The sequence below is a fragment of the Methanosarcina sp. KYL-1 genome, assembly GCF_024372725.1.
Lineage (GTDB): Archaea > Halobacteriota > Methanosarcinia > Methanosarcinales > Methanosarcinaceae > Methanosarcina.
Genome location: NZ_VOUA01000028.1, coordinates 40,675 through 53,347, shown reverse-complemented (window position 1 = coordinate 53,347; position 12,673 = coordinate 40,675). Strand labels below are relative to the sequence as shown.

Genomic DNA, 12,673 nt, shown 5'->3' with positions numbered 1-12,673 from the left:
AATACGTGGCAAAGAAGCTCAATGTAGACACAATGGACCTCTCGGACGAACACGTTATGCGCGAACTCCGTGAGGAGCTTGACATCGGCGTGATCACTTCCGTGCCGGGAGCTGCAAAGGGCATTGCTGCAAAGATGAACATAGAAAAGCTTCTCGACATCAACATCAACTCCTGCGACCTCTTCAGGAAACAGACTGCTTAAAAGCCGACTGCTTAAAAGCCGACTGCTTAAAAACAGGCTGATTGAAAAAGGCTGATTGAAAAAGGCTGATTGAAAGCTTTTTGAAAAAAGTATTCGTGGAGATTACTTTCAAAGAGTATTGTTTTTTAAAACGGTGTCGGGTACTGGAATATTTCCAGGGACCGGGCCCATTTTATATTCATTTTTTGAACAATCCTGGTTTAAAAACTAAAAGTATAAAAAAGGTGATTTTTATGGACGAAGATACCCATCCTCCCTATTCGCAGGTAGACTGGCAGCACGGGTCGGAATGCAGCCGGGCGAGCTGCGACCCGAAAGAACTGGAACGGAGTATTGACTGGAAACAGGGCCTGGCAATAGCACTTGGTGTGCCGCTGCTGATCCTGCCTTCCATAGGCTATTTTACCAGTTATGTCTGGGCTTTTTCTATTATTGTCTGGGTCCTGACCATCTTCCTGGGATTTTTCCAGAACTTTGCATTCGGGGAGCTTGCAACCGTTTTCCCGAAGGCTTCGGGGCTGCCAGGCTATACGCAAACGGTTTTTGGCTCGAATTCCGACAAAAACAATAGAGGGAAATTCAAGTTCGGAAAATTCATCGGTGGTTTCAGTGCCTGGAGCTACTGGTTCGGCTGGAGCCCGGTGCTTGCGATCTATGCAATCCTCATAGGGAGTTACCTGCACGGCCTGATCCCCTCTTTTTCCGCCATTCCCGAGACCCTGCTCTCCCTTACGGTCGGGGCAGTGATTTTCGGATCCCTTGCCGTTATAAACTCAAAAGGGCTCAAGAACGGGGCAACGGCCGGATATATCCTTGCAGTGGTGTCCCTTGTTCCCCTTCTGGCAATCACCGTTGCCCCCTTCCTTACGGGAGACTTCCACCTGGCCAACATTACCGGTTCCTGGTTCCCGACTGACTGGACCTGGGACATGAAACATATCCTGATCCTCTTCGGGATTTTCGCAATGGCCGAATGGAGCGCCTGCGCCTGGGAAACCGCAGCAATCTACGGGCCCGAGTATAAGAACCCCAACACCGACACCCCAAAAGCCCTGCTGGTCTGCGGGGGGATCTGCCTTGTGCTCTATGTGCTGGTCCAGACCTCGGTTATCGGGACCCTGGGAGTCGAAGGCGTACTTGCCGAACCGGTCTCCCCGATGCTTCCGATTGCCAACATGACGCTGGGCAGCCTTGGGGCCTCGATTTCAATCATCATGCTGATAGGGGCAATGCTCCTGATCATCCAGACCGCCTTCCTCTCCTCAGCAAGGTCGATCTACTCGATGTCAGTTGAAGGCAACCTCCCTTCAGTCCTTAGCAAACTGAACTCCCACGGGCACCCCATGAACGCAATGCTTGCAGATGCCATGTTCAACATGTTCCTGATCCTGCTCGGGACCCCAACGGCAATCCTGGCGGCTTCCGCAATAGGGTACATCTTTGCAAACGGGATCAGCCTCTATACCTACGTCAAGGTGAGAAATGACCCCGAACTCTCAAAGCTCGAAAGGCCTTTCAAAGCCCCCCGCGGCTGGAAAAACGTAGCCCTGGCAACCGCATTCCTGAACATCCCCTTCTTCCTGATAGGAATCATCTACCTCAACAGCCTCGAACTCGGCTGGGCAACGACCGGCGTAGGCTTCTTCGTGCTCTGCCTCTACATCCCCCTCTGGTTCTATTCCCAGAGAGAAGCAAAAGCAAAAAGCAGGGTAGAAAAAGGAGTCTCAGAAAAAGAAGCTGTTCTTGCCGAAATTAGCGCCTGATTTTCTACAAGGAAAGTTTCTACAAGGAGAGCTCTGGCGCGGAGGGTTTCTGCGCGAAGAATTTCAGCCGAAGAGGTCCGAAAATGTCCCCGGAAAGTTCCACCAGTCCAGAGGGACAGGTCCGGACCCCGAATTTGTGTCCCGGATCACAAAGTGCTCCGGGCTTCTTTCTGTTCTACATCTTTGCTTTTATTTTTTGTGCCCTGGAAAATTCCGGTTTCCTCCATGTGTCCTCCATTAAACTGTTGATATTTTCGAAGTATCCTTAGATGGCATCTCTTATTCTTTAAGTGGAGAAAACCTGAATATTACAGAGAAATACTCCGCCTGGCCTGAGAGCCTGAAAGCTTGGAAAGTACTTCCATTGACCCCGAAAACCGGTTTTAATCCTGGCTTTATGGGATACCCCCGCCAGCTTGCCTGGCGGCGCCTCCCCAAAAGAAATGAAAAAGATACTTAAAAGCGAATATTTTTCGAAAAGACATGGGATGATGAGTTTATTATTCCAGCCCATATCCTATTTCAATTCAGCATCCACTTCCACACCGGCTTAACCACTATTTTCCTATTCTCTTTCCCACCCCAACCCTCACATTCCAGCTCCAGAACCTCTTCATCAGCCAGGGTCAGGATAAGCCCCTCTCCAAGCCCGTACTCCTTCATCGCCCCCAGAAGCCCTGCAAGCTCCCTTTCCCTGACAGCAGGGTTCCCGAAATAAGTCGAGACCTGGATCACCTCTGTGATCTTCGCAGCTCCTGCTTCCCTGACCACGAAGTCGCATTCCTTCCGGTCCCTGAAATAGGATACCTCTTTCCTCCGCCTGAGCAGTTCCAGAAACACCAGGTTCTCAAACCTCAGCCCCAGGCTGTCCGGGTAATTGGAAGCCACTGCTTTAAAGAAACCCGTGTCTCCGGCATAGACCTTGCGGGAAGCCGCCTTTTCTGCCGCCCCTGGTCCCACTGCCATCCCTGATCCCTCTTTTTCCGGCGAATGGTTGAGCATCGGGACCCGGTACAGCAAAAAAGCCTCCTCCAGATAGTCCAGGTAGCGCCTGACAGTCCCCTCACTCCCGATCCCGCTCACTCTTTTCAGCGTTTCGAAAGAATACTCCGAAGCCACGTTTGAAATAAGGAACACTGCAAGCTCCCTTAACCCCCCGGGATCCTCAATGTCATACCGGGCAATGACCTCTTTTTGAAGAATTTCTTCAAAATATTTCCCTGCAAGTCCGGCATCATCATTTTTGATTACAGCCGGAAAACCGCCGTTTTCGAAATAACGGAGGAACAGGGAGAAGATTCCATCTTCCCCGGACGGGTCCAGGGAGTCAGAGGAGCCCGGTGAATCCGGGGGGTTAGGGGAGTTAGGGGGGTTAGGGGGGTTAGGGGAGTTAGGGAAGTCAAGGTAAGGTATTTCGATTCCTTTCAGGCGCAGGGATTCTTTAAAGGAGAAGGGAAGAAGCTTGAGCTGCCTGGCCCGGTCCTGAAGGAAGGTTCCGTTTTCGGAGTTAAGGAAATTTGAGTTAGAGCCGGTAACAAAAACCTTTATGCCGTCTTCATAAAGGTTGTCCAGCCACCTCTCCCAGAGCCTGATATGCTGGATTTCTTCCAGAAAATAGTAGACCTGCTTTTCTCCATTCTCTTCACTCTCTTCAATCTCTTTTCCAAAATTTCCGTAAAGCTCTGAAACAATATCCAAAATGTCCTGAAAATTCCAAATATCCTTAACATCCCGAATATCCTGAATATTCCGGAGTTCTAAATCTTCCTGCCGGATGTCTTCAAAGTTAATGTAAACTTTTATCCCATCCACCCTGTCCGCTATCCACTTAAGAAAAGAAGTTTTCCCGCAGCCTCTGATCCCGCAGATCATGACTGTCTCGTTGCCCTCCAGGTGGGAGTCTATTTTCAGGTCGCGGGGGATAATGTCCTGTTCCTTTTGAAAGAAGGACTGCTGGGAGAGGATTATGCGGAGGAGTTCGGGCTTTTGCATTGTATCCACGTGGAATTCAGAATTATGTGGAAAAATGTTCACACATTATAAAACGATGTTCTTCAACCTATACTTTTCACCAGGTACAGAGTATCAACAAAAGGCCCCCGGGCATTTTTTATGACCCTGTCCGTTGAAAAACCTTTTTTTTCGTAAAGTGCCAGAGCAGAATGGTTCGTTGACCAGGTGCAGACGTACATTCGTTCCATTCCGGCAGACTGCATCTGTTCTTCCAGCAGGGATATGAGTTTTGAGGCTATCCCCAGGTTTCGGAACTCCGGGTTCACTGCAACAAAAGAGATGTATGCATTATTTTCCCCTTCCCACTGCCGCTCGTAACTGATGAGGCCTGCGATCCTGTCAGGTCCTGCGGTTCTGTCCGGGTGGGAGACTGACACCGGGCCGGGCTCTGAATTTGAGCTGCCTTCCGCTATGAGGAAGTTCGCATCGGGTTTTGCGAGGGAATTTTCGATCCTTCCGTCAATTCCTCCGGGCCTTTCGGAAAGGGGCGGATAAAACTCCGGGTCCACGAGTTCTATGAAGGCCTGGATTTGAGGGTGGTCTTCTATTTCTGCTTCCCGAAAGAAGATGTCAATACGTTCTTTTTCAGTATTCATGTTATTCCCGTGAGACGTGAGTACAGGCACTTTTGCAAGAAACGTTCATAAGCATTTCGTCTGTTCCCATGATCGGATGGAAACTTCATTTCGCGCTTTTTCCTTACTTCTTCGGCCAGTGCTATGCCCTGACAGAGGGGACTCCGGCTCAGGTATAAAAATCAGATCGAAATTTATATATATAAATAAGTAGGAAAGAAGCTATCGTATTCTTTCGATTTAATGGAAGATGCGGGGTTCTTCGCCTTGTGTATCCACAATAAACCTTCCACAACAAACAAACCGGTAAAATTTATAACACAAAGCTGCGAAGAACCCAAAAAACGTCTCTTTAAAGCTTCCCTTTAAAGCTTCCCTTTAAACATTCCTTTCTTTTGCAACTCAGCATTTAAGCTCAAAGCCCAGACTTTAAAGCCCAAACTTTAAAGCCACCCAGCAGAGAAAACGTTCAAGCGTTAATGCTGACCCGGGTAAATTGGTTAGGATTTTTTTATTCTGTAAATTTATATATATTAGATATAGGAAATAAGATGTTGTATTCCGAATATAAAGGAATGCAGGAAGAGTTCTTCGCCTTATCACCCGACCATCGCTCCGCCCTGGCTAATGGAGGAGTCTTTCCGGTAATGGGCGAGGGACAGGAAAGGAAAAAACGGCCATCAGGCACTCTGAGTGATAGAAGAGTGAACATAAGAGTGGACATGCCTCACATGATCCTGCAGACCTGATGGGGCCGGGAGGAAAGGCAAAACAAAAAGGACGTGAAGCAAAACGGAATCTTTTCCTGAACGATGCCTCAGCATGCGGTACAACAAAAGATGTCTCCCAACAGTACAGCAAGTTCAAAGATCCCGGACTTTCAGCCCTGCTTCATAAATTTTTTCTGAACCATTCGGGTTGAAAACCGACCTGCTTTTGCCTTTATTGTATTTGCTTTTTCGACCTTTCCACTTCATTCTTTTTTTCATTCCAAAACCCGAAAAGGGACCGGTTTTACAGACTCTCCGGAGAGGGGGCGAGTAACACGTAACTTTATAAAATGTCGTTTTTATAAAAAACTATATATATCTGAAATATCTATGAGCCTTCGTGTTTCTGCTGTGCAGGAATACGAAAGGTTCTTTCACTCATATCCTGAATATTCACACCCCCTGGCGTAACTGAGAGTGTGTCAGTTCTGGCTATGGGCAAAGAACTGGGAAAGAAAAACAGGCATAAGCTTAATGCTTTTTGTGGTAGAGAAGCAAAAGCCGGAACTTGCCTGCGGGAAGAAAAATAGAAAGGAAAGCAAACGAAAACATTTCTTCAACGATGCCTCATAGGCTGTGCAGCACCTTTGATGCCTCAAAGCTGGCAAGCCTTTCAAAAAAGAAGAGTTTGCTTTCAGCGGTACTATTTTTCAGACCTTTCCCATTTCTTTTCCATATCTTGCATAGTTCCAGTTAGATAACTATATTCCCATTTTCCCAACTTTTCTCATCTCCTGCGACTTTTAGCCCTCATCTCCTGTGACTTTTAACCCCCGTAACTATTTTTCGTCTCTTACAACTCCTCGTTTCCTTTATTATTTCAGGAGTTAAATTCAAAAATTCTATATGCAATGAGCCGGAATCAATCGAACGGAATACTAAAAATTACAGAGTGTGCAATAATATTTTATCCTGTCAAAAAGGATTTTGTAAAGTCAAGCTAAATTGAGTTCATAAAAATTCAAATGTGGAAAAAATATTTATAACAATAAAAGCCAATCTTGTTTGTATTTCCGGGCGCGGAAATACAAAGGAAAGTTCTTCGTCATATCGTAACGATCATCACTCCACCCTGGCGTTTAAAGAGTGGGTCGTTTCTTTTGATTGGCGAAGAAGATTAAAAGAAATTGGGCAATTGGTGTATAAGAAAGTGGTAGATAAGGCCCCATAGGCCTTATTGGATGCGGTGGAAAGGTAAACTGAAGGAAGTTTGGAGTAATTCTGTATCCTGAAGCCTCAAGTGTCGTATAGCGAATGCCTCAAATGTTTATGCGGCTCTAATGGATACGCGCTTTCAGCCTCTGGAATCCGGCACTCAAGGAATAAGAGGTATGAAAAGTGGTTTGCATCCTGCTTTTCAGTGATTTAGAACCTTTCCACCTTTACCCGCCAACCTCGCTTCACACCGTTTATATAAAAAGAAGAAACTGCAGACAGCCTAAAAAAACTTGAGCTTTTCACTGCAGTTTTTCACTATGGTTTTTCACTATGGTTTTTCACTATGGTTTTTTACTATGGTTTTTCACTATGGTTTTTCACTATAGTTTTTCACCGGTTCTTCAACCAAGTTTTTCTCTAGACCATTCCGCAACGGCTCCGGACCATAACTTGAGCCTGTCCGGGGTGCTGAGAGAAGGAGTACCGCAGCCTAACATACTTGCTTTTGCTCCCCCATCGAGTCCCTTCCGGGTTTCTGCAATGATCTGTTCTTCCGTGCCTTCAACCATCATGAGAGGGGTTACGTTCCCGGCCACGGGCACATCTCCTGCGATCTCGACAACTTCCCTCATATCCACGGCCTGTTCAACGCTCAGGCAGTTTGCCCCGGTGGAGGCCATGCCTTCGATAATTGGTATGGTGTTTCCGCAGATGTGCAGTTCCCAGGGACAGCCGAGACAGTGAATGAAATCCCCGAGTTCCTTTTCCGCAGGCACGCCTACACGGTAGTAGAAATCGGGAATGACCAGGTTGGGGGAAGCCGAAGCATCGGAGTAATAAAGGGCGTCAGCCCCGGAATCGATGCAGGCCCCGGCATAAAGCCGGTTGATCTCAAGCGCTATGGAAAACCACTCGACAATCTCGTCCATGAGCTTTTCGTCATCCAGGCACCTGTAACTCATCTCGGAGAGTTTTTCTACCCCCATAAGGTAGCCTGCAAGAGTGACAGGCCCCACGAGGAAAGGTGTAACCGCAACATCGGGAAACTTTGCTTTCGCAAGCTTTGTTGCCTTGAGAGTGGTCCGGACGTATGGGTCATTCAGGAACCTTTCGCATTTCACGTCCTCAGGCCTTTTGAAAAAACCTTTGACCGAGGGCTGGATAGTGATCCTTCCCATATTGACCTCAAGCCCGAGGGCAACAGCCTCCACAAACATGCCAAAAGGCACGACAATATTATCCATTCCGGCATCCGTATGCATCATGCCGGCCACATCGACCATCATTTCCGCATTGCTGTGGTATTCGGGCCAGAACCCCCCGCTTCGATTTATGTATTCCGCAACCATGCAGGACCCCGTAATCACGGGAAACCTGTCCACGGGCTTCCTTTCAAGCATTGCAAGGACTCTTTCCCTGGATGTCATTTCGACAGACACGTTTTAACTCTCCTTTTCAATATATTCAACAATTATACAAGCAATATATATTTAATTCGTTTTTTTCAAAGTTGAAAGCGAGCCTGAAAACTCACGGAAATCCATAAATCCGTAACCCAGTTAACTTTCCATCCTTTCTTTTGACCATTATTTTATCCGGTTTTCGATCCCTTTTTTAGATCCCTTATTACTCCCTTATTACTCCCTTATTACTCCCTTACTACTCCCATATTCCCCGGAATACTGCAAACCTTAACTGCGAATTAAACCGTACCTTAAAAAAACGATAAATAAGTTGGATGTAGAGAATACTTAACTTAACCGGTAAAAGAACCAATAACAGGATCTAGAAAATTTTCCAGAGAACCACCCGGAAAATTAGCCCGAGAACTATCCAGGAGATATTTATGAAACAGTCACCTGTCATTTTAAGCATATTATCCCTATGCCTGCTTTCCCTGCTGGCCCTGTCGGCAAGCCCCGCTGCAGCCGAGTTGATCCAGGAAGCCTCTGAAATCCCCTACCAGGTCAACAACTCTGACCGCATAGCAATCGGAACGGTCAGCGATATCGAACCGCATTACGACTACACCATCTTCACAATCACAGTAGAAGAATGGCTCTACAACCCCCTGCCCACCGAAACCATCAAAGTCCGAACCGAAACCGGCACAGGCGTCTGGACCGAAGACCAGGCCGAGTTCGAGGAAAATGAAGAAGTGCTCCTCATGCTGAGGGACATAGACCTGGAGGACCGGCTCTTCAAATTGTCCGTGGAGTTCCCCGGAAAGCACCCGGTGTCCGACAGGGATGCCGTGATTGAGGAACTGAAGGTGCAGGGGAAGTGGCAGGAAGGAAATGAGGCCGACGAAGATGGGGTTGAAGGCGAATCGGAAGGAGAAGAAAAAGATGGAGAGGAGGTTCCATCCCCGGAATCGGAAAACGCTCCTTTCATTGGCCCCTTATGGGTGCTTGCAGTGGTTTTAGGGGCGGTTTTCGTGCATGGGAGAAGGGGATGAAACCGGGTTTTTAGAGGGGATGAACTTAAGCCAAAGCAACCGTATTAGCCTTCTCAACCCTGTCCTGGTCCTGAGTCTTCATCGTTCTGGCAGCTATGAGAGGGCGCCATGCGTTGAGTGCCGGGTCGGCTGGAATGACTTCAAGTTTCATATAAGGTGCCTTGGGAACGCACTTCATGCATCGAGTCTCGATACCTTGTTGCACCAGCCGGGTGCAGGTGAACAGCTCTTGTCCGCGGCTGTCGATTGCACTTACGCACAGCTCGCAGTCAACGTCCTGTTCCATCTCCGTTTCGATGCACAGACAACGGCCCGTTAACTTGTAGGCGAGCGGCCCGTGAGGTGTGGAAACACTGCCCTCACCTTCTTCCAGCACCTTGCCGCAGAGGCACCACTGGTAGTCTATCGGGAAGGCCATCAGTCTGGGCCAGGCTTCGAACATGCCACACCATCGAACCGGACTAGAGCGGCAGACCGAGCAGTCCGGCCTAATGAACTCGGTCACTTCCCCGCGCTCTATCACCCACCAGCGGGCTGCGATGTCGAGCCTGGGCACTGGTGTATCGTAGGTAACCCAGCTCAGTTGCAACGCGCCTCCAGCGGTTAAAGACCTCCAGGCCCGTGCTTTTGCGTAACGACCATCCGTAGTCCGTACGCCGAATACAACCTCATCGTGCTCGACAAATGGAGTGGACGGAGGATAGGTGAACGGGATGAGCGTCAGGGGAATCTCACGGCTCAGGAGCGGGAGATTCGAGACCTGCACCGGTGTGAGTGAACTGAAAGAAGTCCCTATGACACTCAAGCCGGTAGGGCCGTTTGCGGATAGGCCGCGGGAAGGGTTCCAAACCAGGTCGGTTTCAGGGAGAACGCTGCTGCGGATAGTGCCGGTGTCGAGATCGACATTGAAACCGGTGGACGACAGATGTGACCCCTGGTTTTTCACGGGGACGGAAAGAGACCGGGTAATCGAGCATCGAAGCTCCATATCATCGAGAACCACTGTACTGAGCGTCAACCCGCCTCCGATAGGACCGAGAGGAATTGCCGGCAGGCCGCCAAGGGAATCGCCGATACCACCGCCAACCAGGTTGTCGATGATGCCTTCGGCCACCGCCTCTACGATGGCCAGCACAATTGCAGTCACGATGGTACCGATGATTCCTCCAAAAAGGGCGCCGAGCCCCAGGGTCAGCAGCCACACCCACCACTCGAGGTCGACGTTGGTGTCGACTGTGGGCGTAGTGGCCGTAACGCTTAATGAGCCGTCGACCAGTGCGATATCGATAAAGAAAGTAAAGTTGGACATGGCCGACCAACCCGTACCGGAATCCCTGGCCTGACCGTTCACACGAATGCGGTTCCCTTCTACGCGCGCCTCCAGTTGGGTAAGCGTTCCCTGACCACCTGGTGCAGGAATACTCCTGTTCAGCCGGAGTGGAGTGTCAAAATCAGTCACCGGCCGGCCGAGAGACGCTGCTAAACGCGGGCGCATCACGCGAGCCAAAAGCCAGAAGTTGCTCATCATGACAAGAGACTGGCTGCCTGCCGGAATGAAGCTGGTCGTGACCCCATTAATGTTGCCCCCGGAGTCATTAGCCATGCGCACGCCGAAGGTGATACAGTCACGGTCGGTGGCTGTGGTATCGTTGACAGTTGTGACGTCGATATCGAAGATCGTGGTAGGATCGGTGTCGTTCACAACCGGAATCGGCGGTGTTAAATCTATTCGGCCTACGCCTGTTTGAAGTTGCTGAAGTATGATGCCTGCCATCATGTTCTGCACCTGCTCAAGCGTCAGACCGGTGACATCCAGCACCGGAGTCAGTATTGCTTGCGAGGCCGTATCAAAAGCCACCATGACAGTTGGCGCCCCGTTATTAAAGTCCATCGTGGCAATCTGGTTCGAGCCCTGGGTGATCATCTCGATTCTGTCGACGATGGTAATTGTGCCACCTAGTGGCGCTAGAGTGAGCGTTATCGGTGCGGTGACCCGGAATTGCGAATTTGCGAAAGGAACGGTCAGGCCCATGGAAGGCCGGGGACGGTCCAGGTCGGCGACGGGAGTGTTGAAGTTCATGTCAAACGTTCCGACGACGCCGCTTCTGTCGACCGGGGCGCTCATGGATGGTGGTAAAACATCGCCTGCAAGGAAGGCTGTGGCAAGCTGGTTATTCAGCTCATTTTCAGAGACCTGAACGAGCAGGTCAAAACCGGATGTTCGATCGAGTGCCATTCTTTCACTCCTTTCTCCTAGGTCTGCAACTGCAATTATTTTCGCTTTCGCCATCTTTAAATATTGGTCTAAGTGCAAGCTCGTCCACACGACCCTTAGGGTCTGCCGAGGCATAAAAGTCCGTAACCTTAACCCCTGGAGGGACGACACTGGACTCCTCTACCATGCTGTGGGCTCTTTTGAGCAGTTTTTGATCCGAGCGGGTCAGTTTGACTCCCGCTTTGATTAGGCTCTCGACCGGCTGTTCCATGTATAGTTTAGCGTTTGCCTCATCCTGGGCGAGCCAGTTGATGACCATTTTGTCGGCCTCGGCCAGTTTAACGGCAAGGCTCTCCGGCAGGGCAACAGGCTGGATGTCACGGCGTGATGCTCCTTGCCGGGGCTGGCAACTAGGAATACGCGGGGTTAAATGGATATCATGCCCCGGAACTATGCGAATGTTGATTTTCGCATCGTAACCTTGCGGCACCCTGACCAAGACCATTTCGCCCCCATCACTCGTTTCTGCCTTGACCGCCGATTCACATGTTGCTTTTTTCACTTCTATAATTTTGTCCATATGTTCGCCTCATCTGGTTTGACATACTTCGCCAAGTATTGACTAAAACTAACAGTAACCATTACAACGCATTTAATAGATAACAAAATATAATAATGCATCAATAAAATAGTTGAAGAAAATATATTTCGAACAATAGTTCCTAATATATCAAATCCCGGACCTAAACCGGCACAGATGCCCGGATTGAAGCCCAGCTCTTCACCGTCTTCGTGGGCTTTCCCGGAAAGCGCCCGGTGTCCGACAGGGATGCTGTGATTGAGGAACTGAAAGTGCAGGGGAAGTGGCAGGGAGGAGATGAGCCAGACGATGATGGTACTGCAGGCGAGCCGGAAGAAGGAGGAGAAGATATGGGTTCAGATACTGAATCAGAAAGCGCTCCTTTCGTTGGCCTGGTGTGGGGGATTGCAACGGTTGCAGGGGCGGTTTTTGTGCTTGGGAGAAGGGAATAAAAACGGGGTTTTTAGAAAGAGTTACGAGTACCGGACTTAAACCGGAGCAACCATATTAGCCTTCTTGAACCTGTCTTGTTCCGGGCACATGCCCGGTCTTTTCCTGATAAAAAAGGAGATCATGCAAAAAGAGAAGTTGACAAAAAACCATTTGAAATCGGATGAAAGCAGAAAAATAAACCGAATTTTTTCTATCAAAATCGTGGCTCTTCGTTGTTTTGTGTGTGAAGCCATCACAAAAACAAATATGGGCTTGAAGTGAAAATCACCTAATCCATAGAGAATGACGAAGAGCCAAAATCGTTTTTCCAGAAAATAGAGCCTGCCTTCGGCAGGTTAACGTAATTAGAGATAGATATTTTCATATCTTACTCTCGGCAGGTCGACATTTAAATTCTAATAATTTTGATGATTGCGATTTTGAAATGATGCTCTATAATTATGTGTAGTTTTTCGGTTTACATATGTCTAATTATTAAGCTCTCA

9 protein-coding genes and 1 pseudogene are annotated in these 12,673 nt (G+C 48.8%); 5 read left to right on the top strand and 5 right to left on the bottom strand.

What is annotated here, in order from left to right:
- Positions 1-203: pseudogene (locus tag FTO70_RS15020) on the top strand ([dimethylamine--corrinoid protein] Co-methyltransferase); the annotation flags it as partial.
- Positions 204-436: 233 nt separating this feature from the next.
- Complete coding sequence (locus tag FTO70_RS15015; protein WP_255336575.1) at positions 437-1,966, top strand: APC family permease; 1,530 nt, start codon at positions 437-439, stop codon at positions 1,964-1,966.
- A 522-nt stretch (positions 1,967-2,488) separates the two neighbouring features.
- On the opposite strand, the gene FTO70_RS15010 is transcribed toward FTO70_RS15015, so the two are convergent.
- On the bottom strand, positions 2,489-3,958 hold the full coding sequence (locus FTO70_RS15010) for an ATP-binding protein (protein ID WP_255336579.1): 1,470 nt from the start codon (positions 3,956-3,958) through the stop codon (positions 2,489-2,491).
- Between the two features lie 62 nt (positions 3,959-4,020).
- Positions 4,021-4,575, bottom strand: a complete 555-nt coding sequence (locus tag FTO70_RS15005) for a GNAT family N-acetyltransferase (RefSeq protein ID WP_255336574.1) — start codon at positions 4,573-4,575, stop codon at positions 4,021-4,023.
- 533 nt (positions 4,576-5,108) lie between these two features.
- On the opposite strand from FTO70_RS15005, the gene FTO70_RS15000 reads away from it, so the two are divergent.
- Complete coding sequence (locus tag FTO70_RS15000; protein ID WP_255336573.1) at positions 5,109-5,303, top strand: hypothetical protein; 195 nt, start codon at positions 5,109-5,111, stop codon at positions 5,301-5,303.
- A gap of 1,580 nt (positions 5,304-6,883) precedes the next feature.
- Here FTO70_RS15000 and FTO70_RS14995 read toward each other — a convergent pair.
- Positions 6,884-7,921, bottom strand: a complete 1,038-nt coding sequence (locus FTO70_RS14995) for a uroporphyrinogen decarboxylase family protein (protein WP_255336572.1) — start codon at positions 7,919-7,921, stop codon at positions 6,884-6,886.
- 407 nt (positions 7,922-8,328) lie between these two features.
- On the opposite strand from FTO70_RS14995, the gene FTO70_RS14990 reads away from it, so the two are divergent.
- Positions 8,329-8,940: a hypothetical protein gene (locus tag FTO70_RS14990; protein WP_255336571.1), complete on the top strand. Its 612-nt coding sequence runs from the start codon at positions 8,329-8,331 to the stop codon at positions 8,938-8,940.
- Between the two features lie 25 nt (positions 8,941-8,965).
- Here the strand turns inward: FTO70_RS14990 and FTO70_RS14985 are convergent, their stop codons facing one another.
- Both FTO70_RS14985 and FTO70_RS14980 read right to left on the bottom strand, forming a co-directional pair.
- Positions 8,966-11,176 carry a hypothetical protein gene (locus tag FTO70_RS14985; protein WP_255336570.1) on the bottom strand — a complete coding sequence of 737 codons (2,211 nt, stop codon included), beginning with the start codon at positions 11,174-11,176 and terminating at the stop codon, positions 8,966-8,968.
- A gap of 4 nt (positions 11,177-11,180) precedes the next feature.
- On the bottom strand, positions 11,181-11,735 hold the full coding sequence (locus FTO70_RS14980; protein ID WP_255336569.1) for a hypothetical protein: 555 nt from the start codon (positions 11,733-11,735) through the stop codon (positions 11,181-11,183).
- A 236-nt stretch (positions 11,736-11,971) separates the two neighbouring features.
- Between FTO70_RS14980 and FTO70_RS14975 the strand changes: the two genes are divergently transcribed.
- Complete coding sequence (locus FTO70_RS14975) at positions 11,972-12,187, top strand: hypothetical protein (protein ID WP_255336568.1); 216 nt, start codon at positions 11,972-11,974, stop codon at positions 12,185-12,187.
- Positions 12,188-12,673 lie beyond the last annotated feature (486 nt).

What these genes read in the sequence shown, in the direction of transcription:
- FTO70_RS14980 (WP_255336569.1), bottom strand. Translation starts at nt 11,735, where the DNA reads ATGGACAAAATTATAGAAGTGAAAAAAGCAACATGTGAATCGGCGGTC.
- FTO70_RS14990 (WP_255336571.1), top strand. Translation starts at nt 8,329, where the DNA reads ATGAAACAGTCACCTGTCATTTTAAGCATATTATCCCTATGCCTGCTT.
- FTO70_RS15015 (WP_255336575.1), top strand. Translation starts at nt 437, where the DNA reads ATGGACGAAGATACCCATCCTCCCTATTCGCAGGTAGACTGGCAGCAC.
- FTO70_RS15010 (WP_255336579.1), bottom strand. Translation starts at nt 3,958, where the DNA reads ATGCAAAAGCCCGAACTCCTCCGCATAATCCTCTCCCAGCAGTCCTTC.
- FTO70_RS14985 (WP_255336570.1), bottom strand. Translation starts at nt 11,176, where the DNA reads ATGGCACTCGATCGAACATCCGGTTTTGACCTGCTCGTTCAGGTCTCT.
- FTO70_RS15005 (WP_255336574.1), bottom strand. Translation starts at nt 4,575, where the DNA reads ATGAATACTGAAAAAGAACGTATTGACATCTTCTTTCGGGAAGCAGAA.